General features: G+C 66.8%; 25 protein-coding genes. 13 read left to right on the plus strand and 12 right to left on the minus strand.

Going from position 1 to position 25,574, the window contains the following annotated elements; translation table 11 throughout:
• Positions 1-7 precede the first annotated feature (7 nt).
• The 3 genes from GGQ89_RS10210 to GGQ89_RS10220 form a co-directional block, all read right to left on the minus strand.
• Positions 8-805 (minus strand): hypothetical protein, encoded by a 798-nt coding sequence (locus GGQ89_RS10210; RefSeq protein ID WP_184105701.1) that lies wholly within the window; start codon positions 803-805, stop codon positions 8-10.
• 149 nt (positions 806-954) lie between these two features.
• On the minus strand, positions 955-1,941 hold the full coding sequence (locus tag GGQ89_RS10215) for a nitronate monooxygenase (RefSeq protein WP_184105811.1): 987 nt from the start codon (positions 1,939-1,941) through the stop codon (positions 955-957).
• A 354-nt stretch (positions 1,942-2,295) separates the two neighbouring features.
• The gene (locus tag GGQ89_RS10220; RefSeq protein WP_056438578.1) at positions 2,296-3,546 is read right to left on the minus strand and encodes an aspartate kinase; all 1,251 of its coding nucleotides are present in this window, start codon (positions 3,544-3,546) and stop codon (positions 2,296-2,298) included.
• Positions 3,547-3,600: 54 nt separating this feature from the next.
• Here GGQ89_RS10220 and ubiG point away from each other — a divergent pair, with 54 nt between their 5' ends.
• From ubiG to GGQ89_RS10235, 3 genes are all read left to right on the plus strand, one after another.
• Positions 3,601-4,338, plus strand: coding sequence for a bifunctional 2-polyprenyl-6-hydroxyphenol methylase/3-demethylubiquinol 3-O-methyltransferase UbiG (ubiG, locus tag GGQ89_RS10225; protein WP_184105702.1), 738 nt, complete (start codon positions 3,601-3,603; stop codon positions 4,336-4,338).
• A 128-nt stretch (positions 4,339-4,466) separates the two neighbouring features.
• Positions 4,467-5,900 (plus strand): hypothetical protein, encoded by a 1,434-nt coding sequence (locus GGQ89_RS10230; protein ID WP_184105703.1) that lies wholly within the window; start codon positions 4,467-4,469, stop codon positions 5,898-5,900.
• Positions 5,897-6,634: a polysaccharide deacetylase family protein gene (locus GGQ89_RS10235; protein ID WP_184105704.1), complete on the plus strand. Its 738-nt coding sequence runs from the start codon at positions 5,897-5,899 to the stop codon at positions 6,632-6,634. The genes GGQ89_RS10230 and GGQ89_RS10235 overlap by 4 nt, the downstream gene beginning before the upstream one ends.
• A gap of 1 nt (position 6,635) precedes the next feature.
• Here GGQ89_RS10235 and GGQ89_RS10240 read toward each other — a convergent pair whose 3' ends face one another.
• The 4 genes from GGQ89_RS10240 to GGQ89_RS10255 all read right to left on the minus strand — a co-directional run bounded on the left by GGQ89_RS10240 (position 6,636) and on the right by GGQ89_RS10255 (position 9,853).
• Positions 6,636-7,100 carry a hypothetical protein gene (locus GGQ89_RS10240; protein ID WP_184105705.1) on the minus strand — a complete coding sequence of 155 codons (465 nt, stop codon included), beginning with the start codon at positions 7,098-7,100 and terminating at the stop codon, positions 6,636-6,638.
• Between the two features lie 68 nt (positions 7,101-7,168).
• The gene (locus tag GGQ89_RS10245; protein ID WP_184105706.1) at positions 7,169-8,353 is read right to left on the minus strand and encodes a glycosyltransferase; all 1,185 of its coding nucleotides are present in this window, start codon (positions 8,351-8,353) and stop codon (positions 7,169-7,171) included.
• Positions 8,354-8,363: 10 nt separating this feature from the next.
• Complete coding sequence (locus tag GGQ89_RS10250; protein ID WP_056438597.1) at positions 8,364-8,888, minus strand: DUF2141 domain-containing protein; 525 nt, start codon at positions 8,886-8,888, stop codon at positions 8,364-8,366.
• A complete protein-coding gene (locus tag GGQ89_RS10255) occupies positions 8,885-9,853 on the minus strand; it encodes a hypothetical protein (protein WP_221238917.1) in 969 nt (322 codons plus the stop codon). Before GGQ89_RS10255 ends, GGQ89_RS10250 begins: the two co-directional genes overlap by 4 nt.
• A gap of 213 nt (positions 9,854-10,066) precedes the next feature.
• On the opposite strand from GGQ89_RS10255, the gene GGQ89_RS10260 reads away from it, so the two are divergent.
• Positions 10,067-11,176 (plus strand): glycosyltransferase, encoded by a 1,110-nt coding sequence (locus tag GGQ89_RS10260; RefSeq protein WP_184105708.1) that lies wholly within the window; start codon positions 10,067-10,069, stop codon positions 11,174-11,176.
• Between the two features lie 12 nt (positions 11,177-11,188).
• Here GGQ89_RS10260 and GGQ89_RS10265 read toward each other — a convergent pair whose 3' ends face one another.
• From GGQ89_RS10265 to pyrE, 5 genes are all read right to left on the minus strand, one after another.
• On the minus strand, positions 11,189-12,274 hold the full coding sequence (locus GGQ89_RS10265; RefSeq protein WP_184105709.1) for an AI-2E family transporter: 1,086 nt from the start codon (positions 12,272-12,274) through the stop codon (positions 11,189-11,191).
• Positions 12,271-13,251, minus strand: a complete 981-nt coding sequence (gene lepB / locus GGQ89_RS10270) for a signal peptidase I (protein ID WP_184105710.1) — start codon at positions 13,249-13,251, stop codon at positions 12,271-12,273. The genes GGQ89_RS10265 and lepB overlap by 4 nt, the downstream gene beginning before the upstream one ends.
• Complete coding sequence (acpS, locus tag GGQ89_RS10275) at positions 13,248-13,658, minus strand: holo-ACP synthase (protein ID WP_056438608.1); 411 nt, start codon at positions 13,656-13,658, stop codon at positions 13,248-13,250. The genes lepB and acpS overlap by 4 nt, the downstream gene beginning before the upstream one ends.
• Positions 13,659-13,791: 133 nt before the next feature.
• A complete protein-coding gene (locus GGQ89_RS10280) occupies positions 13,792-14,520 on the minus strand; it encodes a pyridoxine 5'-phosphate synthase (RefSeq protein ID WP_184105711.1) in 729 nt (242 codons plus the stop codon).
• On the minus strand, positions 14,517-15,101 hold the full coding sequence (gene pyrE / locus GGQ89_RS10285; RefSeq protein WP_056438614.1) for an orotate phosphoribosyltransferase: 585 nt from the start codon (positions 15,099-15,101) through the stop codon (positions 14,517-14,519). The genes GGQ89_RS10280 and pyrE overlap by 4 nt, the downstream gene beginning before the upstream one ends.
• Before the next feature lie 251 nt (positions 15,102-15,352).
• Here pyrE and coxB point away from each other — a divergent pair, with 251 nt between their 5' ends.
• The 9 genes from coxB to GGQ89_RS10325 all read left to right on the plus strand — a co-directional run bounded on the left by coxB (position 15,353) and on the right by GGQ89_RS10325 (position 25,512).
• A complete protein-coding gene (gene coxB, locus GGQ89_RS10290; RefSeq protein ID WP_184105712.1) occupies positions 15,353-16,528 on the plus strand; it encodes a cytochrome c oxidase subunit II in 1,176 nt (391 codons plus the stop codon).
• Between the two features lie 3 nt (positions 16,529-16,531).
• Complete coding sequence (gene ctaD / locus GGQ89_RS10295; protein WP_184105713.1) at positions 16,532-18,205, plus strand: cytochrome c oxidase subunit I; 1,674 nt, start codon at positions 16,532-16,534, stop codon at positions 18,203-18,205.
• A gap of 196 nt (positions 18,206-18,401) precedes the next feature.
• Complete coding sequence (locus GGQ89_RS10300; RefSeq protein ID WP_184105714.1) at positions 18,402-20,168, plus strand: DUF1800 domain-containing protein; 1,767 nt, start codon at positions 18,402-18,404, stop codon at positions 20,166-20,168.
• A gap of 5 nt (positions 20,169-20,173) precedes the next feature.
• Complete coding sequence (locus GGQ89_RS10305) at positions 20,174-21,556, plus strand: DUF1501 domain-containing protein (protein WP_330218802.1); 1,383 nt, start codon at positions 20,174-20,176, stop codon at positions 21,554-21,556.
• A gap of 161 nt (positions 21,557-21,717) precedes the next feature.
• Complete coding sequence (locus tag GGQ89_RS10310) at positions 21,718-22,779, plus strand: NAD(P)-dependent alcohol dehydrogenase (protein WP_184105715.1); 1,062 nt, start codon at positions 21,718-21,720, stop codon at positions 22,777-22,779.
• A gap of 214 nt (positions 22,780-22,993) precedes the next feature.
• A complete protein-coding gene (locus GGQ89_RS10315) occupies positions 22,994-23,893 on the plus strand; it encodes a heme o synthase (protein WP_184105716.1) in 900 nt (299 codons plus the stop codon).
• The gene (locus GGQ89_RS20275) at positions 23,890-24,024 is read left to right on the plus strand and encodes a hypothetical protein (protein WP_257575300.1); all 135 of its coding nucleotides are present in this window, start codon (positions 23,890-23,892) and stop codon (positions 24,022-24,024) included. Before GGQ89_RS10315 ends, GGQ89_RS20275 begins: the two co-directional genes overlap by 4 nt.
• Entirely contained in the window at positions 24,024-24,563 is a 540-nt protein-coding gene (locus GGQ89_RS10320; RefSeq protein ID WP_184105717.1) for a cytochrome c oxidase assembly protein, read from the plus strand. Before GGQ89_RS20275 ends, GGQ89_RS10320 begins: the two co-directional genes overlap by 1 nt.
• Positions 24,564-24,600: 37 nt before the next feature.
• Positions 24,601-25,512: a cytochrome c oxidase subunit 3 gene (locus GGQ89_RS10325; protein ID WP_184105718.1), complete on the plus strand. Its 912-nt coding sequence runs from the start codon at positions 24,601-24,603 to the stop codon at positions 25,510-25,512.
• The last annotated feature ends 62 nt before the right edge of the window (positions 25,513-25,574 follow it).

A 25,574-nucleotide genomic window follows, 5' to 3' on the forward strand; every position in this document is an offset into this window, starting at 1 on the left:
TCCGGGCTTACTGGATCGCGGCGGGATCGACCTTCAACGACGGCGGGTTGATGACCGGCGGGGTATAGGGCCTGGCGGCGGGCACCGGCTGGCTCGACAGCACGGGGCCGGTGGGCGCGGTGGCCGGGGCGACGGCGGGGGCCGCGCTGCTCGCGATGGTCAGCGGGGCGACGCCCTGCTGCACCGGCACCATCGTGCCCGCGCGCCAGGCGTCATAGGCGCGGAAGAAGGCGATGAAGGGTGCGTTGAGCTTTTCCAGCCGCTCGGCCGCCTTCATGTCGAAAGCGGTGGTCGGGGCGGCGCTGATATCGGCCAGCACTTCGTCGGCGGCGGCGCAGAAGGTCTTGCGGACCGGCGTGATCGAGAAGAAATTGTACAGCCGGGTCATCGCGTCGTCATAGCTGTCGCGCCAGTCGCCGCCCTGCGCCTGATACTCCGCCGAATAGCGCTTTTCCGCGGCCGCCAGCTCGATCCGCTGGACGGTCAGCATGGTGTTGTAGCGGGTGACGATCTGCCCCTCATCCGGCCCGCGACAGGCCAGCGCGGCGACGTTCAGTCCCGAGCGCAGGTGCCAGACGGTGGCGGCGCTGGTCAGCGAGCGATTGGGCGTGGCGTAATTGCCGTCGGGCAGCAGGGCCGGGATCCGCATCCCCGGCGTGGCACCGGCGGGCAGGGCTGCGCGGACATATTGCGGCGGGGCCGGGACCATGACCGGCGGCGGCGCGACCTTGGCGGTTTCGCGCGCGGCGCATCCCGCCAGCGACAGGCCGATCGCCACACCCGATACAATACGCAAACTCGCCATGACCCTGATCCTCGGAAAACCCCGCCCCCGGTTATGGGCGACGTCATGCCGAAACAAGGTTAACACGTCGTAACCTGTGCGATGAAACGAGGCGTATGTCAGGGGGTTGGAAGTCGTGCTATTCCTCCCCTGCAAGGGGAGGAACAGGTTTACGCCGCGCGCGCGACCAGTGCGGCGGCGGCTTCGGTCATCAGCTGGGCGAGGATGTCGGCGATCGGCTCTTCCTTCGTCACCATGCCGACCGACTGGCCTGCCATCACCGAGCCATGCTCGATATCGCCGTCGATCACCGCGCGACGCAGCGCGCCCGCCCAGTAATGTTCGATCTGGAGCTGCGCCTCCATCATCGCGACCTTGCCCTCGTCCAGCGCCTGGGCGACTTCGCGCTGCTTGGCGGTGAACAGCTCGCCGCCCGCATTCTTCAGCGCGCGGACCGGGATGACCGGCAGGCGCGGGTCGATCTGCACGCTGGCCACCGCATCGCGGGCCGAGGCGCGGATGAACGCCTTCTTGAAATTAGGGTGCGCGATCGATTCGGTCGCACAGACGAAACGCGTGCCGAGCTGAACGCCCGCCGCGCCCATGTCGAGATAACCCGCGATCGCCTCGCCCCGGCCGATACCGCCCGCCACGAAGACGGGGACTTGGGTCGCGATCTCGGGCAGCATTTCCTGCGCCAGCACGCTGGTCGACACCGGGCCGATATGGCCGCCCGCCTCCATGCCCTCGATCACCAGCGCATCCACGCCCGAGCGGATCAGCTTCTTGGCGAGGCTGAGCGCGGGCGCGAAGCAGATGACCTTGGCCCCCGTCTCCTTGATCGCCTCTAGCGCGCCCTTGGGCGGCAGGCCGCCGGCCAGCACGACATGGCCGACCTGGTGACGGCCGCACACCGCGATCAGGTCGAACAGCTGCGGGTGCATGGTGATCAGGTTCACGCCGAAGGGGCGGCTAGTCATCGCCTTGGTCGCGGCGATCTCGGTATCGAGCAGCTCGGGGGTCATCGCGCCGCACGCGATCACACCGAAGCCGCCCGCATTCGACATGGCGGAAACCAGGTTGCGCTCCGAGACCCAGGACATGGCCCCCGCCATGATCGCCATATCGGCGCCCAGAAATTCCGCGCCGCGCGCCATGCGGGTGGCGAGACGCTGTTCGCCGGTGGTGGTGGTGAGGGTGTCGGTCATCGACGCTCCATGCCGTGGAGCGGGGCGGACGGCAAGATTTGGTTCACGCAAAGCCGCGATGCCGCGAAGAAGTTGGTTCGCGCGGAGACGCGGAGGCGCGGAGATGACCTGCGCGCGGCAGCGCCATCACTTGATCGACGATGGTTGAAAAAGGAACGGCGACGCGGCTAGATTCACCACCTCCGCGTCTCCGCGTCTCCGCGTCTCCGCGCGAACCAATCTTCTTGCAGACGCTTCGTGTCTTCGCGGCTTCGCGTGAACGAAAGCCCCCTCCCCAAGCCGGACCCGGGGAGGGGGAAGCCTTTAGGCCGCCTCGGCGTCCAGGCCGTAAGCGGTGTGCAGCACGCGCACCGCCAGTTCGGTATAGTCCTCTTCGATCAGCACGCTGACCTTGATCTCCGACGTGGTGATCGCGAGGATGTTGATCCCGCGCGCGCCCAGCGTCTGGAACATGGTCGAGGCCACGCCCGCATGGCTGCGCATGCCGACGCCGACGACCGAGATCTTGGCGACCCGCGTATCGTGGACGAGGTTGCCGTACCCGATCTCGCCGCTCGCCTTTTCCAGCACGTCCAGGCTGCGCGCCAGATCGGCCGAAGGAACCGTGAAGGTCACGTCGGTCGAACCGGTCGAATGCGCGATATTCTGGACGATCATGTCCACATTGATCCCCGCATCGGCCAGCGGCGCGAAGATCGCGCCGACCGCGCCGGGGCGATCCGGCACGGCGGTCAGGGTGATCTTGGCTTCGTTCTTGTCATGCGCGATGCCGGTGATGAGCTGGCGTTCCATATCGTCGATTTCCTCTTCGCCCACGATCAACGTGCCGCGATGTCCGTCTTCGTCCCGTGCGTCGTCGAACGAGCTGAGCACCCGCACGCGCACCTGTTCCTTCATCGCCAGACCCACCGAGCGGGTCTGGAGCACCTTGGCACCGACGCTGGCGAGTTCCAGCATCTCCTCATAGGTGACCTTCGACAGCTTGCGCGCGCGCGGCACGATGCGGGGGTCGGTCGTGTAGACGCCGTCGACATCGGTATAGATGTCGCACCGCTCCGCCTTCATCGCCGCCGCAACGGCGACCGCGCTGGTGTCCGATCCGCCACGGCCCAGCGTCGTGACCCGGTTGCCCTCGGCCACGCCCTGGAAGCCGGGGATCACCGCGACCACACCGCTGGCCAGGCTCTGGTCGAGCGCGGTCGTGTCGATCTCGCCGATTCGCGCTTTTGCGAACGCGGTGTCGGTATGGATCGGCAGCTGCCAGCCCAGCCACGAGCGGGCGGGGACGCCCATCGCCTGGAGCGTGATCGCCAGCAGGCCGCTGGTGATCTGTTCGCCCGCCGAGACGACGACGTCATATTCCTGGGGATCGTAAAGCGACGAGGCCTCGCGGCAGAAACCAACCAGCCGGTCGGTCTCCCCCGCCATTGCAGAGACGACGACCGCGACCTCATGGCCCGCCTCCACCTCGCATTTGACCCGCGCCGCCACGTTGCGGATGCGCTCGATTCCGGCCATCGAGGTGCCGCCGAACTTCATCACGATACGGGCCATGCGGTTTTTGCCAATCTCCTTGGGGTAAAACGGCGGTCCTGATAGGTAGCCCCCATGACGAACGCAAGCCATTTGAACGATTCTACCATTATTGGGGCCGAAGCCGCACATTTCGGAAAGATGGCGGCGGATTGGTGGGACCCCAAGGGGTCTAGCGCGATGCTGCACCGACTCAACCCGCCCCGGCTGCGTTACATTCGCGAGCAGATCGATCTGCATTGGGATGCGGACGGACAGGGCTTCACGCCGCTTTCGGGCAAGCGGGCGCTGGATGTCGGGTGCGGCGCGGGATTGTTGTGCGAGCCGCTGGCGCGACTCGGGGCCGAGGTGACGGGGCTCGACGCCGCCGCCGAAAATGTCGCGGTCGCCGCCGCCCATGCCGCGCAATCGGGACTGGACATCCATTATCGTGCGGGCAGTGTCGAGGGATTGGCGGGCGAGACGTTCGACCTCGTCACCTCGCTGGAGGTGATCGAGCATGTCGCCGATCCGGCGCGATTCGTGCGCGGGCTGGCCGATGCGCTGGCGCCGGGCGGGCTGATGATCCTGTCGACGCCGAACCGCACGCCGTTGTCGAAGCTGGCGCTGATCACGCTGGCCGAAGGGACGGGTGCGATCCCCAAGGGCACGCATGACTGGTCGAAGTTCCTGACGCCCGACGAGCTGACCGCGCTGTTGACCGACGCAGGACTGACGGTCCGCGATGTGCGGGGTCTGAGCTATTCGCCGACCAAGGGGTTCATGGTCAGCGACTCGACCGCCCTCGACTATTTCGTGACCGCGACCCGCTGACGCCGCCATTCTCCCTTCGCCTTCAGGGGAAGGGTCGGGGGTGGGGCGCTTCCGCAAACGCACGGCCAGTGGCGACGCCCCACCCCAACCCCTCCCCTGAAGGGGAGGGGCTTGCTCGGGATACCCCCATGCCATCTTTTGACCGCCCCACGATTTCGGCCAACCACCGCCTCCTGATCCTGCTCGCCGTGGCGGTCCTCGCCCGAGCGCTGACCTTCGGCAATCCGGTGGTGCATGTGGACGAGGAGTTCTACTTCTTCACCGGCCATTCGATGTGGCAGGGCGCATGGCCGTTCGTCGATGTGTGGGACCGCAAGCCGGTCGGGCTGTTCCTGCTCTATGCCATACCCGCCGCATTCGGCTTTCCGGCGGGCATCTGGGCCTATCAGGCCATGGCACTGGCCAGCGTCGTCGCGACCGCCTGGCTGATCGCGCGCATGGCCGAGCGGCTCGGCTGGGGCGCAGGCGCGACGGCGGCGGGGATCGCCTATATTCTGTGGCTGGACCTGCTCGGCGGACAAGGGGGCCAGGCGCCGGTCTTCTACAATCTGCTGATGATGGGGGCGGCCTGGGCGATCCTCGAATCGGATCGGCGAAAGCTGCGCAGCCTGGGTCTTGCCGCAATGGCGCTGGCCGGCCTTGTCCTCCAGATCAAATATTCGGCAGTGGTCGAGGGGATGGTCTTCGGCCTGTGGCTGCTCGTTGCAGAGTGGCGGCGGAGCCGGTCGCCTGTTGCCCTGATCCTTTATGGCCTCGCGCTGGTAGTCGTGTCGCTGTTGCCCACCGCGATGGCGGCGGGCGTCTATGCCGCGATCGGGCAGTGGGACGCGTTCCTCTACGCCAATTTTCTGTCGATCTTTCACCGCAACCCCGATCCGCTGGCAGAACTGGCGGGCAATCTGGGGCAGATGGTGTTGATCCTGTCGCCCATCGTCACGCTGGCTGTGCTCGGATTGAAGCGAGCAGAGCGCGATCGGGAGCGGAATTTCCTGGCCGTCTGGCTGAGCGCGGCGATCATCGGGGTGCTGATATTCCGGCCTTGGTTCGACCATTACGGCCTGCCGATCCTGCTCCCCGCCTGTACGGCGGCGGCGGCGATGCTGGGGCGGGAAGCTTGGCGGCAGCGCTATACCCCTGCCCTGCTGCTGACCGTCGCGCTGGCGGGGCAGATCGTGCTGCTGTCCTTGCGCCACGAACGCGGCGACGCGACCGAGTTCGCCGCCCTGTCCCAGGCGGTCGGCAAGGGGCCGGGTTGCCTCTACGTCTATTCGGGCAGCACCATGCTCTATGTCGCGACCCGGCGCTGCGCCCTGTCGCGCTGGATCGTGCCCGCGCATCTCAGCCGCGCGCGCGAGGCCGGGGCCACCGGCGTCGACCAGGATGTGGAGATCACCCGCATCCTCTCGCAACATCCCGCCGTCGTCGTGATGCGCCCGCCCTATAATGGCGAACGGCCCGAGGCGCATGCCCGCGTCCTGGCGGCGATGGCCGATGGCTATCGGCTGGCAGCGAAACTGCCGATGGGCAATGAGACGATCAGCGTCTATAAATCCACGCGATGAAACGCCTTCTCGCCTCGATCCATGACGTGTCCCCCCGGTTCGAGGGGGCGGTCGATGCGCTGTACGACCGTCTGTCGGGGCATCTCGGCGGCCCGCGCCTCGCCATGCTGGTCATTCCCGATCATTGGAACAGCGCGCCGATCGCACCCGGCACCCCCTTTGCCACGCGGCTGCGCAACTGGGCGGACATGGGAATCGAGATGTTCGTCCATGGCTGGTCGCACAAGGACGACATGGTCCACACCGACCAGAAGACCGCGCTGAAGGCCAAGCACATGACCGCGGGCGAAGGTGAGTTCGTCGGCCTCGACCGCGCCGAGGCGCTGCGCCGGATGCAACGCGGCACCGCGCTGATCGAGGATATCATCGGCCGCCGCGCGACCGGCTTCATCGCCCCCGCCTGGCTCTATTCGGACGAGGCACGCTTGGCGCTGGGGGATGCGGGTTTCGGGCTGGCGGAGGATCATTTCCGCGTCTGGACACCGACCGACGGCAAGATCGTCGCGCGTGGCCCCGTCGTCACCTGGGCCAGCCGTTCGCGCGGGCGGCAATTAAGTTCGCTCGCCGCCGCCGCCGTGCTGCGTCACGGCCTGCGCCCGACCCCGGTGGCGCGCGTCGCGGTGCATCCGGGCGACAATGGCGTGCCCGCGCTGCTCGACAGCATCGACAAGACCTATGCGCGCCTCGCCCGTACCCATCGGCCGTCGCGCTACGCAGACCTGCTCGCCGCCTGAATCAGCGCGCCGCCAGCGTATGGAGGTAGCGATGCCGCGCCTCCGACCCGCGCGGATAGGCGGCAAGCATCTTCGCCTCACCTGCGGTCAGGCTGAATTTCTGATAGCCTTTGCTGCCCAGGCACCGTTCGACGTCGCCGACCTGAATGCCGTGGAGCAGGCGCTTTTGCCGATCCGGCTGCGTGCGACGAACGGACAGCATCCAGTCGTCGCCGCCATCGGCGGGGCTGGGGAAATTCATCAGGCGATCCGCCGTCTCGAACCCTCGGATGAACCGCTTTGCCGGTTCATCCTGCGATACGTCACGGAAATAGCCGATCTTGGCGCATTCGACCGAGTCGGCGCGATACTGGTCGAAGGTGACGCCGGATTTGCCCCAGCTTTCGATCGGGGGACGGTCGGCCGCCTGCGCGGCGCCCAAAGACGCCAGCATGATGCCCATCACGACTGCGAAGCCACGACTCATCGACCGTCTCCCATGACATTTTTGTCATGATGACAGACTCACGGGCGGTGCGAAAGGTCCGTTCCGGCTTAGGCGACGGCCTGCAACTGCTCACCCTGGTCGAGCAATTGCTGATAGCGCGCGATCAGCGCCTCGGCATGATCGCGGTCGCTGAACACCTTGCCCGCCGCCACGCGCGCGGCGTTGCGCAGCACGCGCTGGTCGCGCGCCAACAGCCGCTCGATCGCCTCGGCACAGGCCGCCCCGTCGCGCGCGCGGAAGGTCTCGGCGAACAGCGGATTCGCCACCTCGGCACAGCCGCCATAATCGGGCACGACCAGCGGCAGACCGGAGGCCAGCGCTTCGGACGCCACCAGCCCGAACGTCTCGGTCTCGCAGCCATGGACCAGCGCGTCGCAGCTCGCCATGATCCGGGCCAGGCGCGGGCGGTCATAGACCGGGCGGAACAGGCGGATATGGGGGCTGCCCGCGATCCGCTTCTCCAGCGTCCGGCTGGCGACGCCGCCGCCGATCAGGATCAGGCCGACCGGCCGGGTCGAAGCCACACGCTCGACCGCGTCGATGACCATCGGCCAGCGTTTTTCGGGATGATGCCGCCCCAACCCCAGCAACAGATGCGCGTCCTCAGGGAGAGCACACTGCGCCAGCAGCGCGGCGCGCAGCCGTTCGTCGCGGTGGTCGGGCGAGAAGAAATGCCGCTCGATGCCCAGCGGAATGCCCTCGTCCACCCGCACGCCGCGCTTGCCCAGGCGCTTCACCAGCGCCGGGCCGTTGGACAGCACCAGGTCGTAATGGTCGAGGAAACGGTTCATGTAGCGGCTGTACCAGCTGAACCAGTCCTCCACCCGCTCCTGCGCGACCAGGCCGTCCAGCCAGCGGACCGGATAGGTGCCGACATTGTCGTTGTGCATGAAGAAGACCTTCTTCGCGCGCCCCTGCCAGCTGGCGACGAACCAGGCGGGCTTGGCGGGCGAGGAGACCTCCACGATGTCGGGGTCCAGCTCGTCGAGCAGCTGGCAGACCGGCGCGGAATCCCAGAACATCCCGTAATTGGTGTCCAGGATCAGGCGCGGCGCCTTCACATAGATGATCTTGCCGCCGCCGGGGCGTTCCTCGACCCGGTCCTCGGTGCCCGGCGCGAGCACGATCAGCTCATGGCCCATCTCGGCCAGGATCGACATCTTGCGATCGATATAGGTCCGCACGCCCCCGCCGGTGGGGGAGTAGAATTCGTTGACGTCGACGATGCGCATCGTCTGTTCCTTACTCCACCGGACCGAAACCGCCCAGCCCACGCAGATATTGGGCACGGATGGTCGTCGTCGCCACCCCGTTGGGCACGTCGATCAGCGCGGAGGCAAGCGGCGGCTTGCGGCGGCCAAGCTTCGTATTGGCCGGGAAGCCTGCGCCGTCGCTCCAGAAATTGAACTTGTTCTTGCCGTCGCGGTCATGGGTGAACAGCAGGGCATAGCGGCCGGGACGCGGCACACGGATGCATAGCGCGATCGCGCCGCCTGCCGGGGTCGGCACCTGGACGCGGCGGAAGGTCTTGCCCGCGCTGACCAGCACGCTGTCATCCTGGAGGAAATCCTCCTCGTTCGCGGGATAGAGTTCCAGCTTCAGATTGCCCTTGCGGTCCTTCAACCCCTCGATCCGGGCCAGGATGGCGGGACCGCCGCCACTCGTGCAGGCCGCCGCATCGCTGCCCAGCACCTGCGCGCCCGCCGCCTGCGGCATCATCGCCAGGCCGATCGTCGCCGCCATCATCATCTTCATCACGCGAATCATGCGCGTACCTTCCGAACCAGTGCCGCCACACCGAACCCCGCGATCAACACGACATGGACCAGCAGGGTCAGCGCCGCGGTGAAGGCGATCAGTTCGCTCAGTTCCTGATCCTGCCCGATCAACAGGATCGCGAAATTGGCGAAAAGAAGGTCCTTGTTGGGCACCAGCGGCAGGCGCGAGACGAGCAGCCGCGCCGCCGACAGGAACAACCACATGCCCAGCGACACGCTCGGCATGCCGTAATGCCACGCCAGTGCGACCAGCAGCGAATTGGCGATCAGGCGGGTGCAGTGGACCATGAAGACCCACCAGAGCGTCTTGCGATCGAGCGAGAAGACCCGCCGCGAAAAGATCAGGAAGGGCAGCGAGGTCGCCATGACGATCGCGATCGATCCCCAGACCAGCCGCAGCTGTTCCGGCGTCAGCAGCTCGCGCCCGACCGGCAGGGCCAGGCCGATCATGAGGAGGGTGATCGCATTGCCCGCGATGGCGGACAGAATGCCGACATCCTTGACCGCGCCGAAGGGGGCGGCGACCATCTTCGCATTCGCGCGCGCCCAGGCGTAGAAATAGGCCTCGCCCGAATAGCTGAACGCCACTTCGTTCGCGATCCGCTTGCGGATCAGCGCGGCCATGCCGCTGATCGGGATGCCCCACAGCCGCCGGAAGATGATATAATCGCCGATCGGCAGCGCCATGTAGAGGCCGACAAAGACGATGTAGAAGAGCGGGTTGGTCGGCACCGAATGGCTGAGGCCGACCAGACCACGCCCGAGCAGTTCCTGTCCCAGCCCGACGATCATGGCGAGCGTCAGCACGCCGCCGATAATGGCGGGCCAGCGGCTCTTGACCGTCTTCAACGGCTCCAGCGCGGCCATGTCGCGCGCCACCGGGCCGCTCGCACCGCCGACGCCCTGCGCCGCTCCGGGTACCGAGCCGCCAGGCAGGGCCTGTTGCGGGGTCATGGGATCATCTCGTTCATTCTGCACGTTATGGAGATTCCTCGGCGGCGTTCGCCGGTGGCGCCCGCTAACCTCAACACTGCTTTCTCGCACCTGAATAAGAATTCATCCTCTGTCGTGCGATTGTGTCGACCTTAGGGCTGAAATTGACATAATTCAGCGACAAGCGGCGATTAGCGCTCCCATTATAGACCCGCCCCATCTCCCACGGAGCCTATGCCCGCCGATCATATCCTGACCTATGCCCTGGCCATGCGCGGCGGCGTCGAAGCGGCGCTGGGGCGGATGCTGCCGGGCTGGCTGAACCGGGGACGGCGCGTCACGCTGATCCTGGGCGACGAGGACGGCCAGTTCCAGGGCGGCGTGCCGAGGGGTGTCGAGACGGTGACGCTGGGCCACCAACGCTATGCCGGGCTGTGCCGCGCATTGCCTTTAGCGATCGAGCGGGTGCGGCCCGATATCGTCTTCTGTCCGGGCAATCACTATACCGCCATGGCCGCTTGGACACGGGCACGGCTGGCCGGGTCCTGCCCGCCGATCGTCGCCAAGATGTCCAATGCGGTCGATCGCGGCGATCAGGCGGCGCTGATCGCCTGGGGCCAGCGGCAATGGCTGGCGGGGCACCGGCTGTTCCTGGACGCGCTGGTCGCGATGACCCCGGCGACCGCGCGCGAGGCGCAGGGCGCCACCGGGCTGTCGGTCGCGGTCATTCCCAATCCGCCGACGCTCCTCGATCCGGCCGCCGCGCCCCGCGCCACGACGCCGGGCCGCCGCATCCTGGGCGTCGGGCGGCGCGAGCCGCAGAAGCGCTGGGACCGGCTGATCACCGCGATGACCCATCTGCCCGACGATATCGGCCTGACCATATTGGGCGAGGGCAGCCTGCGTCCGGCCCTGACCGCGCAGATCGAGATACTGGGCCTGTCGCATCGGGTTTCGCTGCCCGGCCATAGCGCGAACGCACCTGCCGCGATGGCGGCGGCGCAGGTCGTCGCCCTGCCCTCCGACTATGAAGGCGTGCCCGGCGTGCTGCGCGAGGCGCTGGCGGTCGGCACGCCCGTGGTCAGCACCAATTCGAGCCCGGCGGTGCATGAGATCGTGTCCGATCGCTCGCTGGGCACCATCGTCCCGCGCGAGGATCTGGGCGCCTTGGTCGCGGCGCTGCGCCACTGGCTCGATCCCGTGGCACCGCGTCCCAAACCCGTCCCGCAACCCGGGCAGGATTCGGCCGAGCGTTATCTGGCGCTGTTCGATTCGATCGTCGCCGCCCGGGCCCGCCGCAGGCTGGGCGAAACGGGGCCGCTGGAACCTGTGCTAGCCGGGTAGAGCGGCCGGAGCTTACTGAATATCAGCCTCGGCGCGGGCCGTGTCCTTGTCCTGTTCCGCCTCACGCTCCGAACGGCGCTGGAGTGCGGACTTGGCCATGGCGGTCATCGGATCGGCCAGCGCCAACCCGAGGATGCCGAACAAGGCACTCGCCATGATCTGGGTCGACAGGGTCAGCGCGGGCGGCAGGTCGACGGTGCGCTTGGCGACCATCGGCACCACGACATAACCGTCGAAGGTCTGCACGATCAGATAGGTGCCGATCGCCCAGAAGCCCGCATCGCTACCGGCCGAAAAGCCGACCGCGATCATCAGTGCGCCGGTGATGATGGCCCCGATATTGGGGATGAAGGCCAGGATGCCCGCGATGATGCCCAGCAGCAGCGCCATCGGCACGCCGCCGATCATCAGCGCGATGCCGGTAAGCACCCCCTCCACCGCCATGCCCAGCAGACGCCCGGCGAGCAGGCGGCGCAGCGTGAACATCACGCGCCCTTGCGTGATCGCGAATTCGGCGCGGGCGGCACGCGGCACGAACCATTGCAGGCCGCGCGCATAGCCTTCGGGATCCATCGCCAGGAACAAGCCGATGATCAGGATCATGAACATCGTCGTCACCGCGCCCACGGCGGTGCCGACCCAGGAGGTCAGCTTGCCGATCGACCCCATCGACTGTTTCAGCAGGCCGTTGATATCCGACGTGCCGGGCATCAGCCCCTGCGACGACAGCCAGCCGGTGACCTTGCCCGCCTGCGTCTCCAGCGTGGAGCGAAGCTGGGTCACCTGCTGCGTCATCTCGACGCCGGTCAGGTAGAAGGTGCCGAGCAGGAAGACGATCACCGCCAGCACGACGATCAGCAACCGCCAGCCGCGCCCGATCGGCAACACCCGGCCGAGCAGTCGCACGCCACCGTCAAGCAGCGTGGCAAAGACCAGCCCGGCAAAGATCACCAGCAGCGGCTGGACCAGCAGCACCGTCACCGCCATCGCGGCGATCAGCCCCAGCCAGATCGCCGCGCGGGTCAGCTCCCGCCGGACAAAGCCTTCCCGGAACTCGATCGGCGCCGGGCGGTCGGTCAGCGGGGCCTGATCGCTCATGGCGTGGCGCCGTCGCCGGTCTTGACGGTGGTTGGGTGCAGCGACAGGCCCGCCCGGCCCGACCGCAGCGAGGTCCACCAAGTGACGGGGTTCAGCGTCGTGTCGCCGTCCAGGCTGAAGGTCACGAACTCGGCCCGACCGCCGATATTTTCATAGGGCACCGCCCCGCCCAGCCCCAGCTCGGCCAGCGAGAAGCGGCTGTCGGCCGAACGGTCGCGATTGTCGCCCATCAGGAAGACATGATCGGCCGGGATGGTGATGGCCGGATAATTGTCGCCCGGGCTCCACCCCATTTCGACCGTGTCGTAACGGCGGCCATTGGGCAGCGTCTCGGTCACGATCGGCAGGTGGCAGACCCATTGGCCGCTCGCGGTGCGGACGCGCGCCTGATCGCCATAGTCGGTGCACGGGCTGTTCGTGTCGATGGGGATGTCGATATAATGGATCGGCCCGCGCTGCACCGGCTTGCCGTTCAGGATCACCGTGCCGTCGCGCACCGCCAGCGTATCGCCGGGCAGACCGATCACCCGCTTGATATAGTCGTTGTGCGTGCCCGGCGGGGTAACGATCACGACGTCGCCGCGCTTGGGCAGCGAGCCGAAGACCCGGCCATGGATGAAGGGCAGCTGGTAGCTCCAGCTCGCCTCGGGCTGGCGCAGCACCACCGACTTGAAGATCGCGACCGGGTTGGGAATGGTCGGCGAGATATAGGACCAGCCATAGGCGAACTTGCTGACGACCAGCCGGTCGCCGACGCGCAGGCCCGGCAGCATCGATTCGGAGGGGATGTAGAAGGGCTTGGCGATGAAGCTGTGGAAGCCCAGCACGATCAGCAGCAGCCAGAACAGCCCCTTGACCTCGGCCCACCAGTCGGTGCCCTTCTTCTTGGCGGGCGGCGTCTGCGCAGGTGGCGGCGGCGCGCTCACCGTCGGGTCGGCGGGTGAGCCTGGGTTCGTGTCCAACACCGCGTCCTTCATGCGGAAACTTCCGGTCGTGCCTCGATCACGACAAAGGCCTGCGCCCAGGGGTGATCGTCGGTCATGGTCAAGTGGATATGGGCGACGTGGCCCTCCGGCGTCATCGCGTCAAGCCGTTCGCGCGCGCCGCCGGTCAAAGAGAGGGTCGGCGCACCGCCGGGCAGATTGACGACGCCGATGTCGCGCATGAACACACCCTGCGAGAAACCCGTGCCGACCGCCTTGGAAAAGGCCTCCTTGGCGGCGAAGCGCTTGGCGTAGGTGCCCGCGCGGGTGAAGGGGCGTTTGGCCGCCTTGGCCTGCTCGATGTCGGTGAAACAGCGCGCCTCGAAACGCCCGCCATGCCGGTCGAGCGCGGCCTGGATACGCTCGATGTTACAGAGGTCGGAGCCGAGACCGATGATCATGCAATTCTCCCCGGCACGGGGAGGGGGACCGCCGCGAAGCGGTGGTGGACGGGGCTCACCACCATATGAGTCCTTTGGGGCGCTCCCCCTCCACCAGCCTGCGGCTGGTCCCCCTCCCCGTGCCGGGGAGGATTCACCGGGCCAGGTCCATCGCGGCGCGCATCTTGCGCACCACTTCGGGCAAGCCGACGAACACCGCGTCGGCGATCAGGAAATGGCCGATGTTCAGCTCGCGCACCTGCGGGATCGCCGCGATGGGGGCGACATTGTCGTACGTGAGGCCATGCCCGGCATGAACCTCGATTCCGTTCTTCGCCGCCAGCGCCGCCGCGTCCGACAGGCGGCGCAGCTCCACGCTGCGCGCCTCGCCGTCCAGCTCGGCATAACGGCCGGTGTGCAGCTCGACCACCGGCACGCCCAGATGCAGCGCGGCCTCGATCTGGCGCGGATCGGGTTCGATGAACAAGGAAACCCGGATACCCGCCTCGCCCAGCTTCGCCACCATGGGCGCCAGCCATTCGCGCTGCCCGGCGGCGTCGAGGCCGCCTTCGGTCGTCCGCTCCTCGCGCTTTTCCGGCACGATGCAGGCGGCGTGTGGGCGGTGCTTCAGCGCGATGGCGAGCATTTCCTCGGTCGCCGCCATCTCCAGGTTCAGCGGCACGGTCAGTTCCGCAGACAGCCGCGCGATGTCGTCGTCGGTGATGTGCCGCCGGTCCTCGCGCAAATGTGCGGTAATGCCGTCCGCGCCCGCCTGCGCCGCGATCAGCGCCGCCTTGACCGGATCGGGATAGCCCGCGCCGCGCGCATTCCGCACGGTCGCGACATGGTCGATATTGACGCCCAGGCGCAGATGCTCGGTCATGCCGCCGCGCGGCTCCCCGGCTTGATCGCGGGGATCGCGGCCAGTTCGGGCGGCAGATCGTCGGGGCTGTAGCTCGGCACGTCGAGGCGGATGAGCGGGAAGAAGGGCACGCCCAGATCGGCGGCCCCGTTCGAGCGGTCGACCAGCGAGGCGGCGGCAATCGTCTCGCCCCCTTCGCGCGCGATGGCGGCGATCGCCTCGCGGCTGGACAGGCCGGTCGTGACCACGTCTTCCATCATCAGCACCTTCTGCCCTGGCTCCAGGCGGAAGCCGCGGCGCAGGTGGAAGGTTCCCTCGGGCCGCTCCAGGAACATGCCCGGCACACCCAGCGCACGCGCCATTTCATGGCCGACGATGACGCCCCCCATGGCGGGGGCGACGACGGCGCTGATCTGCGCCTTGATGTCGGCCGGGATCTTCGCGGCCACCGCCTCGCACAGCCGGGCGGCGCGGGCCGGGTCCATCAGGACGCGCGCGCATTGCAGATAGCGCGGGCTGCGCAGGCCGGAGGAGAGGATGAAATGCCCTTCGAGCAGCGCCTCGGCGGCACGGAACTCGGCAAGGACGTCTTCATCGGTCATGGGGCAACTCCGGCATCGGTCAGATGACCCGGCCTCATAGGATCGCCCCGCCCCCCGCGCAATCTGGCATATGCGCTCAAGGGTTGAGGGGGCGAAGTCCCGTGCTATAGTCACTCTAACAAGAACGACATGAGGCCCCGCCCCAGGACCGTCGGACGACCGATGGACGGGTGAGGGAGATGGGAGACGAGAGCGGGATGAGCGAGGTCAAGCGCATGTCCGGACCCCGGAGGATGAGGATGCCCAAACGCATGAAGGCGCTCGCGATCGCCGCCGGGATGGGATGCGCCGCGCTGTCGGGTGTCGCCTCCGCGACCCCGGCCGCGCCCCCTGCGCCCCAGACCGCCGCCCCCGCGCCGCAGGCCGCCGCCGAGGGGGCGGGCGTCTCCAACACCGCGCCGACCAGCGCTGCGGCCCCCGCCACCGCCGCGCCGACCAGCCCGTTGCTGGCGCAGGACGGCGCGCCCGCCACGACGATCGATCCCAATGTCGGCCTGCCGATCGACGGCCGCTTCGGCCTCCAGCCGCAGGTGACGAAGAACGGCGAGTTCGCGCACTGGATGCACAACGACGTGCTGGTGCCGGTCATCACCGCGATCTGCGTGCTCGTCCTGCTGCTGCTCGCCTGGGTGGTGTTCCGCTATCGCCGCGCCGCCAACCCGGTGCCGTCCAAGACCAGCCACAATACGCTGGTCGAGGTTCTGTGGACGCTGGGGCCGGTCGTGGTCCTCGTCCTGATCGCCATCCCTTCGATCGGCCTGCTCCAGGCGCAATTCAAGCCCGCGCCCGCCGGGGCCGTCACGCTGAAGGCGATCGGCAACCAATGGTACTGGACCTATCAGTATCCGGATCATGGCGGGATCGAGATCACCGCCAACATGCTGAAGGAAAAGGATCAGGTCGCGCCGGGCGAGCGTGCGCGCACCGATGCCGACGGCCCCCGCCTGCTGGCGGTCGACAACCGCATCGTCCTGCCCGTCGGCGTGCCGATCCGCCTGATCACCACGTCGAACGACGTCATCCACAGCTGGGCGATCCCGGCCTTCTGGATGAAGCTGGACGCGGTGCCCGGCCGGTTGAACGAGACGAGCTTCACCATCGAGAAGCCGGGCCTGTATTTCGGCCAGTGCTCGGAACTGTGCGGCGCACGCCATGCCTTTATGCCGATCGCGGTGCAGGCGGTGCCCCCGGCGCAGTTCGCCGCCTGGGTCGCGGCCAAGGGCGGCAAGATGCCGGGTTCGGTCGCGCCGTCGGCGGCGGTCATCCCGCAGCCGGGTGCCGAGGGTTCGAAGGTCGAAGCCACCCAGGCCAATGCGGCCGAGGCGGTCACCGGTCCGGCGGACAACATGGCCGCCCCCGCCCAATCCCCTTCTTCCGCGCAGGGCGCCACCGGGAATCCGGCCGGCCCCGGCAACGCTGGACAATAAGCCATGACCGACACCGCACTTCACCCCGGATCGGCATTCGTCGGTCATGAGGATCATCACCACGCGCACCATGACGCCGACCACAAGCCCGGATTCTTCGCGCGCTGGTTCCTGTCGACCAACCACAAGGATATCGGCACGCTCTATCTGATCTTCGCGATCGTGGCGGGGATCATCGGCGGCGGCATCTCCGGCCTGATGCGCGCCGAGCTGCGCGAGCCGGGCATCCAGTATCTGGGTATCTGGGCGGGGATGCTCCACGGCGGCGCGCAGAGCCTCGACCAGTCGTTGCACCTGTGGAACGTGCTGATCACCGCGCATGGCCTGATCATGGTGTTCTTCATGGTCATGCCCGCGATGATCGGCGGGTTCGGCAACTGGTTCGTGCCGATCATGATCGGCGCGCCGGACATGGCCTTCCCGCGCATGAACAACGTGTCCTTCTGGCTGCTGATCCCGGCCTTCACCCTGCTGCTCGCCTCGCCCTTCTTCGGGTCGGGCGCGGGCGTGGGCTGGACGGCTTACGCTCCGCTATCGACCTTCGGCGAGCCGGGTCCATCGGTCGACATGGCCATCCTGTCGCTCCACCTGGCGGGCGCCTCGTCGATCCTGGGCGCGATCAACTTCATCACCACCATCTTCAACATGCGCGCGCCGGGCATGACGCTGCACAAGATGCCGCTGTTCGTCTGGTCGGTCCTGGTAACCGCCTTCCTGCTGCTGCTCTCGCTGCCGGTGCTGGCCGCCGCGATCACCATGCTGCTGACCGATCGCAACTTCGGCACGACCTTCTTCGACCCCGCCGGGGGCGGTGACCCGATCCTGTACCAGCATCTCTTCTGGTTCTTCGGCCACCCCGAAGTGTACATCATGATCCTGCCGGGCTTCGGCATCGTCAGCCAGATCATCGCGACCTTCAGCCGCAAGCCGGTCTTCGGCTATCTCGGCATGGCCTATGCCATGGTCGCGATCGGCGTGGTCGGCTTCGTCGTGTGGGCGCACCACATGTTCGCCACCGGCCTGTCGGTGAACACCAAGATGTACTTCACCGCCGCGACGATGATCATCGCGGTGCCGACCGGCATCAAGATCTTCTCGTGGATCGCGACCATGTGGGGCGGTTCACTGTCGTTCAAGACGCCGATGGTCTGGGCGATCGGCTTCATCTTCATGTTCACGGTCGGCGGCGTGACCGGCGTCGTGCTGGCGAATGGCGGCATCGACGATTACATGCACGACACCTATTATGTCGTGGCGCACTTCCACTATGTCCTGTCGCTGGGCGCCGTGTTCGCGCTGTTCGCGGGCTTCTATTACTGGTTCCCCAAGATGTCGGGGAAGATGTATAGCGAGCTGCTCGGCCAGCTGCATTTCTGGGTTTTCTTCGCGGGCGTGAACCTGTTGTTCTTCCCGATGCACTTCCTGGGGCTGCAGGGCATGCCGCGCCGCTATCCGGACTATCCGGACGCCTTCGCGCTGTGGAACAAGGTCGCGACCCACGGCTATGAGATCATGGCCGCAGGCATGGCGATCTTCTTCATCAACCTGATCTGGTCGCTGATCGCGGGCAAACCCGCAGGCGACAATCCCTGGGGCGAAGGCGCGACGACGCTGGAATGGACGCTGACCAGCCCGCCGCCCTATCACCAGTTCGAGACGCTGCCGCGCATCGACTGATCCCGGTCACGCCATCCGGAAAGGGCCTCGGAGTGTTACTCCGGGGCCTTTTTTGTTGCGGCTTCGCAATGACACGCAATGGGCTCGACTCATCGTGATATGCGACGAAGCGCGGAACCATTTCACGCTTTGTTATCCAACTTCGCGGCATTTTCCGCTGGTCCGCAGACAGGCGGGCCTAGCGGGATTTCGAGACATGACGGGGTGGGACGAGCGGGACGCGTCGCCGATGGCGGCCACCGCCACCGAGGGGACGGCCGCGCCTGCGATACCGGGCGAGACGAACGGCGTCCTGGCGCGCGCGGGAAAGGGCAGCGCATTGTTGCCGCTGGTCGCGCTGGCCGCGTGCGGCGGCGGCGGCGGCACGGGCGGGGGCACGACGAGCGCCACCCCCGCCGGCAATGCCGGTACGCCGACCGATACATCCAGCTCCACTCCCATCGTCGTCGTCACCGCGCCGCCCACCGCCACCGAGGCCAGCCGCTTCCTGGCGCAGGCCACGATGGGCGCGACCCGCAGCACCATCGATGCCGTCGTCTCGCGCGGTTATGACGGTTGGCTGACCGACCAGTTCGCCCTGCCCCGTTCGACCAGCCACTGGGACTGGCTGACCGCGAACGGCTTCGACTCGGCCAAGATGAATTCGATCAACGGCTTCGACCCGTCCATGTGGCGGCAGATGATCGTCGAACCCGACCAGCTGCGCCAGCGGGTCGGCATGGCGCTGCTCGACATCCTGGTCGTCGGCATCGACCAGTCCAGCGATACATGGCGCGCCTATGCGATGGGGGCCTATGTCGATCTTCTGCTCAACAACGCCTTCGGCAATTACCGCACCCTGCTGGGCGCAGTGACGACCAACTATGCGATGGGCAATTTCCTGACCTATCTCTACAATCGCAAGGCCAACCCGACCACCGGCACCCAGCCCGACGAGAATTACGCGCGCGAGCTGATGCAGCTGTTCACCCTGGGCGTCAGCCAGTTGAACATGGACGGCACACCCAAGCTGAACGGCGGCCAGACGATCGACACCTATGGCCAGGCCGATGTGACCGGGCTGGCGCGCGTCTTTACCGGGCTGGTCCCGACCAGCACCGACAGCAACACCCCCGCCCGCCTGCGCCAGCCTTTGGTGATGAACGCCTCGCTCAACGAAACCGGTGCCTCGACCTTTCTGGGCACCACGGTCAGCGGCGGCGGCATGGCGGCGATCTCGGCCGCGCTGGATGCGATCTTCGCGCATCCCAATGTGCCGCCGTTCATTGCGAAACAGCTGATCCAGCGGCTGGTGACCAGCAACCCCTCGCCCGGCTATGTCACCCGCGTCGCCACCAAGTTCGCCGATAACGGCCAGGGCGTGCGCGGCGACATGAAGGCGGTGATCCGCGCCATCCTGCTCGACAGCGAGGCACGCACCCTGCCGACCGCCGCCACTGCGGGCAAGCTGCGCGAACCCGTGCTGCGCCTGACCGGCTGGGCGCGGGCGTTCAAGGCGGCCTCGCCCTCCAACGCCTGGCCGATCGGCGACACGACCAATCCGGCGAACCGGCTGGGCCAGGCCAAGGGACACAGCCCCTCGGTCTTCAACTTCTACCGCCCCGGCTACACCCCGCCCGGCACCAACCTGGCGAGCAGCGGCCTGGTCGCGCCCGAGTTCCAGATCACCAACGAACAGAGCGTCGTCGGTTATGTGAACTTCATGTACGGCCTGATCGCCAACGGCATCGGGGACGTGAAGGCCGATTACACCGACATCCTGACGCTGGCCGCCGACAGCAAGGCGCTGCTCGACGAGGTCAATCTGGTCCTCGCCGCCGGGCAATTGTCCGCCACCACCCTGGCCTCGATCCGCGCGGCGGTGGACAGCGTGTCCGCCACCGCCACCAATGGCCCGATCAACCGCGTCGGCATCGCGATCCTGCTGACGATGGCCTCCCCCGATTACCTGACCCTGCGGTGATGAGCATGATGCAAGATCAATCCAGACGCGCTTTCCTGAAGCGCAGCGCGCTGCTCGGCCTGGCCGGGACCGCCACCCCCTTCGTCTCCAGTCTGGCCGCGATCGGCGAGGCGGCGGCTGCCACCGCGTCCGACTATAAGGCGCTGGTGTGCGTGTTCCTCTATGGCGGCAACGACTATGCCAACACGCTGGTCCCGTATGACGAGGGAAGCTTTGCCGCCTATCGCACGGCCCGCGCCAATATCGGCTATCAGCGCGACGTGCTGGCGGGGACCGTGCTGAACCCGACGGTCGCCCTGCCCGATGGCCGCGCCTATGCGCTGTCGCCGAGCATGCCGGAGATGAGCCAGTTGTTCGCCGCCGGAAAGATGGCGGTCGCGCTGAACGTCGGCACGCTGGTCGAACCGACGACCAAGAGCCAGTATCAGCGCCGCACCGTGCAACTGCCGCCCAAGCTGTTCAGCCACAATGATCAGCAGAGCTTCTTCCAGGCGTCCAGCCCGGAGGGTGCGGGCAGCGGCTGGGGCGGGCGGATCGGCGACGTGTTCCAGAACGGCAACGGCAATGCCGCGCTGACCTGCATCAACACCAGCGGCAATGCGGTGTACCTGACCGGGCGCAACGCCATCCAATATTCGGTCGGCACCGGCGGCCCGATCGCCCTGCTGAACAGCAGCCGCACGCTGTACGGATCATCGACCGCGCTCGACACGCTGCGCGCGCTGATGACGACCGAGACCGGCCTTGCGATGGCCAACGAACATGCGCGGATCAGCAAGCGGTCGCTCGACATCCAGGCCCAGTTGAGCAGCGCGCTGGCCGGGGCACCCGCCACCAATTTCCCGCTCTTCCCCTCGAACAACACGCTCGCCGACCAGCTGAAGATGGTCGCGCGGATGATCGCGGTGAACCAGACGCTGGGCCTGAAGCGGCAGGTGTTCTTCGTGTCGATGGGCGGGTTCGACCTGCACGACAATCTGGTCGCGCAGCATCCGGGTCTGCTCGCCAAAATATCCTCGGCGATGAAGGCCTTTTACGACACCACCGCCGCGATGGGCGTCGCCAACCAGGTGACCAGCTTCACTGCGTCTGACTTCGGCCGTACGCTCCAGTCGAACGACGACGGGTCGGACCATGGCTGGGGCGGCATGCACTTCATCGTTGGCGGCGCGGTTCGGGGGCAGCGTTTCTATGGCAAGGCGCCGATCGTCGGCACCAACACCAATGACGATGTCGGCCAGGGCCGCCTGATCCCCACCATGTCGGTGGATCAATATGCCGCGACGCTGGCCAGCTGGTTCGGGATCGATTCGGGCGGCTTGCGCACTGTGCTGCCCAATATCGGCAATTATGACTCCTCGACCTGGAACCAGGGGTTCATGGGATAGGCCGAAAGCCTTGTGACAATATAACATATTGATTTGAGGCAATTCTCCGATCATCGCCAATCGGAAAACTTAACCCTCGGATCGTCTGGCACCGGACCGCGCGGCCCCCATATGGGCGGCCGCGCCCGTCCGGTCGCGATACAGATTCCAGAGGAGCTTCCATGCCCACTCCCGCCAAGGGTTATGCCGCCCAGTCGGCCGAAACCCCGCTCGCCCCCTTTTCCTTCGAGCGTCGCGACCCGCAGGGCGACGATGTCGCGATCGACATCCTTTATTGCGGCGTCTGCCATTCCGACCTGCACACCGCGCGCGGCGAATGGGCGGGCACCCAATATCCGTGCGTGCCGGGACATGAGATCGTCGGCCGCGTGACCGCCGTCGGCGGCGACGTGACCCGGTACAAGGTCGGCGATCTGGTCGGTGTCGGCTGCATGGTCGACAGCTGCGGCCACTGCCCGTCCTGCCATGACGGCGAAGAGCAATATTGCGAGACGACCGGTTTCGTCGGCACCTATAACGGCCCCGATCCCGTGCTGGGCGGCCATACCTTTGGTGGCTATTCCGACCATATCGTGGTCAAGCAAGGCTTCGTCCTGAAGATCAACCATGACGAGGGCGATCTGGCCGCCGTCGCGCCGCTGCTGTGCGCCGGGATCACCACCTATTCGCCGCTGCGCCACTGGAAGGTCGGGCCGGGCCAGAAGGTCGGCATCGTCGGCCTCGGCGGCCTTGGTCATATGGGCGTGAAGATCGCCGCCGCCATGGGGGCCGAGGTGTACGTCTTCTCGACCTCGCCCAACAAGGCCGAGGATGCCAAGCGGCTGGGTGCCAAGGGCCTGATCGTGTCGAAGGACGAGGCGCAGATGGCAGAGCATGCCAACAGCTTCGACTTCATCCTGAACACCGTCGCGGCCCCGCATAACCTCGACGCGTTCCTGATGCTGTTGAAGCGCGACGGGACGATGACGCTGGTCGGCGTGCCCGATTCGCCGCACCCCTCGCCCTCGGTCGGCAACCTCGTCTTCCGCCGCCGTTCGCTGGCGGGCTCGCTGATCGGCGGCATCGCCGAGACGCAGGAGATGCTCGATTTCTGTCATGAGCATGGCCTGACCGCCGACATCGAGATGATCGCGATGGACGAGGTCAACACCGCCTATGACCGGATGCAGAAAAGCGATGTTAAGTATCGCTTCGTCATCGACATGGCGACGTTGAAGGGCTGATACGCGCGCTTTGATCTTGGCACGCCCCTCCCGCAAGCGGGAGGGGATGGGGGAGGGCAGGCCACGGGCGATGGTCTCGGTGAGACTCCCTGCCCTCCCCCTATCCCCCTCCCGCCTGCGGGAGGGGGTGCGAGTTTGGCGAGCGGCAGTATCCCTTCCAAGACACCCGCTTCGATTGCCCCCCTCTCCCCCAAGCCCTATATGCGGGGCTCCCATGTCCAGCATTCCCTCCTCCGTCTTCGTTCCCGCCGACTGGCGCGACTTCCTGGCGCTCACCAAGCCGCGGGTGATGACGCTGGTGGTGTTCACCGGCCTGTGCGGGATGCTGGCGGCCCCTGTCGGCGTCGATCCGGTCATCGGCTTCACTGCCATATTGTGCATCGCGCTGGGCGCGGGCGCGGCGGGGGCGCTGAACCAATGGTATGAGGCGGACCTCGACGCGCTGATGAAGCGCACCGCCAAGCGGCCGCTGCCCGCCGGGCGCATGACCCGCGAATCGGCGCTGCATTTCGGCGTGGGGCTGGCCTGTTTCTCGGTCCTGCTGATGGGGCTGGCGGTCAATTACGTCGCCGCCGGGATCCTGACCGTCTCCATCCTCTTCTATGTGCTGGTCTACACCGTCTGGCTGAAGCGGCGGACGCCGCAGAATATCGTCATCGGCGGCGCGGCGGGCGCGTTTCCGCCGCTGATCGGCTGGGCGGCGGCGACCGGCGAGATCGCGCTCCTCCCCTTCCTGCTGTTCAGCCTGGTCTTTCTGTGGACGCCGCCGCATTTCTGGGCGCTCGCGCTGTTCGTGAAGACCGATTACGCCAATGCGGGCGTGCCGATGCTGCCCGTGGTCGCGGGCGAGCGGGTGACGCGCGCCCAGATCGGGCTCTACACCATCCCGATGGCCATCGCCGCCGTCGCGCCCTGGCCGCTGGGGCTGACGGGGCCGATCTATGGCGTGATCGCGACCGCCGGAACGGCGCTGTTCGCCGCCTATGCCGCCATCGTCGCCTTCCGCCACACCCAGCCCGAGGATTTGATGAAGCCCGAGAAGCGGCTGTTCAAATATTCGATCCTCTATCTTTTCCTTCTCTTTGGCGCGCTGGTGGTGGATCGTTGGGCATGACGCCTGACGATTCGAATCGGATTCGCGCCAAGCAGCGCGCCCGCGCCACCGCCATGGCCCTGCTGCTCGGCTTTCTGGTGGTGCTGATCTTCTTCATCACCCTGTCGAAAATCCGGTCGGGCATGCACTGATGCGACTGACGCGCCAGGGTCGGACGGTTGCGCTGGCGATCTTCGGCGTGGTGTTCATGACCGGCCTCGCCTTTGCCAGCGTGCCGCTCTACCGCATGTTCTGCCAGGTGACGGGTTATCAGGGCACGACCCAGCGGGGCAGTCAGGCCCCCGGCAGCGTCCACCGCCAGATCACGGTCAATTTCGACGCCAACGTCTCCTCGCGCCTCGCCTGGACCTTCAAGCCCGAGAACCCGCACGAGACCGTCGATATCGGCGCGCGCGACATGGTGTTCTTCACCGCCACCAACAACGCGAAGGTGCCGGTCACCGGCACCGCGACGTTTAACGTCACCCCCGATCAGGCAGGCCGCTATTTCACCAAGATCCAATGCTTCTGCTTCACCCAGCAGACGCTGAAACCCGGCGAGACGGCGCGGATGCCGGTCATCTTCTTCATCGACCCGAAGATCCTGAAGGACCCCGACGCGCGCGACATCGAGACCATCACCCTGTCCTACACATTTTACCCGGTGGATTCGGCGAAGAAAGCGGGTTAGCCTGTCCCCAAAATAGCAAAAACATAGGGACGGGATCATGGCTGGCGCGAAGAACCACGACTATCATATCCTGCCGCCGAGCCCCTGGCCGCTGGCCAGTTCGATGTCGGCGCTGTTGATGGCCTCCGGCGCGATCATGTGGATGCACAGCGTGCAGGGCGGCGGCTGGGCGTTCCTGGCGGGCCTGGCGGCGGTGCTGTTCTGCATGGGCAGCTGGTGGGCGGACGTGGTGCGCGAGGCGCATCATGGCGACCATACCCCCGTCGTGCAGCTGCATTTCCGATACGGCATGATCCTGTTCATCGCATCGGAAGTGATGTTTTTCGTCGGCTGGTTCTGGGCCTTTTTCGACTTCGCGCTATTCCCGACCGCCATGAGCTTCGTCGACGGACAGGTCGAGCGCGCGACCGAGGGCGCCGCCGCCATCGCCGCGACCTGGCCGCCCAAGGGGCTGGAGGTGATCGATGCCTTTAAGCTGCCGCTTCTCAACACGCTGATCCTGCTGACCAGCGGCACCACCGTCACCTGGGCGCATCATGCGCTGATCCACAACCAGCGCGGCGGCGAGAAGCGCGGCCTGTGGGGTGCGCTGGGCGTGGGCGACCGCGACGGCGTGCTCAAGGGCCTGTGGCTGACCGTGATCCTGGGCCTGATCTTCAGCGCGATCCAGGCCTATGAATACATGCACGCGCCCTTCCCGTTCAAGGGCATCAACTATGGCGCGGCCTTCTTCATGGCGACCGGCTTCCATGGTTTCCACGTCATCGTCGGCACCGTCTTCCTGATCGTCTGCCTGATCCGCGCCTATCGCGGCGACTTCACGCCCCGCCAGCATTTCGGGTTCGAGGCGGCGGCCTGGTACTGGCATTTCGTCGACGTGGTGTGGCTGTTCCTGTTCGTCACCATCTATGTCTGGGGTGGCTGGGGCGCGCCGGTTCATAGTGGCTGAGTTTACGCCTCCGACCATCGCGCAGGCGGCATTTCAGGGGCTGTGTCCGCGTTGCGGCCAGC

Source organism: Sphingomonas yabuuchiae, assembly GCF_014199595.1.
Classification (GTDB): domain Bacteria; phylum Pseudomonadota; class Alphaproteobacteria; order Sphingomonadales; family Sphingomonadaceae; genus Sphingomonas; species Sphingomonas yabuuchiae.

Bases quoted from the DNA above. Each gene is read 5' to 3' on its own strand.
- GGQ89_RS10230 (WP_184105703.1), top strand. From the start codon at position 4,467: ATGCCATCTTTTGACCGCCCCACGATTTCGGCCAACCACCGCCTCCTG.
- GGQ89_RS10280 (WP_184105711.1), bottom strand. From the start codon at position 14,520: ATGACCGAGCATCTGCGCCTGGGCGTCAATATCGACCATGTCGCGACC.
- GGQ89_RS10325 (WP_184105718.1), top strand. From the start codon at position 24,601: ATGGCTGGCGCGAAGAACCACGACTATCATATCCTGCCGCCGAGCCCC.
- GGQ89_RS10220 (WP_056438578.1), bottom strand. From the start codon at position 3,546: ATGGCCCGTATCGTGATGAAGTTCGGCGGCACCTCGATGGCCGGAATC.
- GGQ89_RS10265 (WP_184105709.1), bottom strand. From the start codon at position 12,274: ATGAGCGATCAGGCCCCGCTGACCGACCGCCCGGCGCCGATCGAGTTC.
- GGQ89_RS10250 (WP_056438597.1), bottom strand. From the start codon at position 8,888: ATGATTCGCGTGATGAAGATGATGATGGCGGCGACGATCGGCCTGGCG.
- GGQ89_RS10260 (WP_184105708.1), top strand. From the start codon at position 10,067: ATGCCCGCCGATCATATCCTGACCTATGCCCTGGCCATGCGCGGCGGC.
- acpS (WP_056438608.1), bottom strand. From the start codon at position 13,658: ATGATCATCGGTCTCGGCTCCGACCTCTGTAACATCGAGCGTATCCAG.
- ubiG (WP_184105702.1), top strand. From the start codon at position 3,601: ATGACGAACGCAAGCCATTTGAACGATTCTACCATTATTGGGGCCGAA.
- GGQ89_RS10245 (WP_184105706.1), bottom strand. From the start codon at position 8,353: ATGCGCATCGTCGACGTCAACGAATTCTACTCCCCCACCGGCGGGGGC.
- GGQ89_RS10210 (WP_184105701.1), bottom strand. From the start codon at position 805: ATGGCGAGTTTGCGTATTGTATCGGGTGTGGCGATCGGCCTGTCGCTG.
- GGQ89_RS10300 (WP_184105714.1), top strand. From the start codon at position 18,402: ATGACGGGGTGGGACGAGCGGGACGCGTCGCCGATGGCGGCCACCGCC.
- GGQ89_RS10240 (WP_184105705.1), bottom strand. From the start codon at position 7,100: ATGAGTCGTGGCTTCGCAGTCGTGATGGGCATCATGCTGGCGTCTTTG.
- GGQ89_RS10255 (WP_221238917.1), bottom strand. From the start codon at position 9,853: ATGACCCCGCAACAGGCCCTGCCTGGCGGCTCGGTACCCGGAGCGGCG.
- GGQ89_RS10305 (WP_330218802.1), top strand. From the start codon at position 20,174: ATGATGCAAGATCAATCCAGACGCGCTTTCCTGAAGCGCAGCGCGCTG.
- GGQ89_RS10315 (WP_184105716.1), top strand. From the start codon at position 22,994: ATGTCCAGCATTCCCTCCTCCGTCTTCGTTCCCGCCGACTGGCGCGAC.
- lepB (WP_184105710.1), bottom strand. From the start codon at position 13,251: ATGAAGGACGCGGTGTTGGACACGAACCCAGGCTCACCCGCCGACCCG.
- GGQ89_RS10215 (WP_184105811.1), bottom strand. From the start codon at position 1,941: ATGGCGCGCGGCGCGGAATTTCTGGGCGCCGATATGGCGATCATGGCG.
- GGQ89_RS10235 (WP_184105704.1), top strand. From the start codon at position 5,897: ATGAAACGCCTTCTCGCCTCGATCCATGACGTGTCCCCCCGGTTCGAG.
- GGQ89_RS10320 (WP_184105717.1), top strand. From the start codon at position 24,024: ATGCGACTGACGCGCCAGGGTCGGACGGTTGCGCTGGCGATCTTCGGC.
- pyrE (WP_056438614.1), bottom strand. From the start codon at position 15,101: ATGACCGATGAAGACGTCCTTGCCGAGTTCCGTGCCGCCGAGGCGCTG.
- coxB (WP_184105712.1), top strand. From the start codon at position 15,353: ATGAAGGCGCTCGCGATCGCCGCCGGGATGGGATGCGCCGCGCTGTCG.
- GGQ89_RS10310 (WP_184105715.1), top strand. From the start codon at position 21,718: ATGCCCACTCCCGCCAAGGGTTATGCCGCCCAGTCGGCCGAAACCCCG.
- ctaD (WP_184105713.1), top strand. From the start codon at position 16,532: ATGACCGACACCGCACTTCACCCCGGATCGGCATTCGTCGGTCATGAG.
- GGQ89_RS20275 (WP_257575300.1), top strand. From the start codon at position 23,890: ATGACGCCTGACGATTCGAATCGGATTCGCGCCAAGCAGCGCGCCCGC.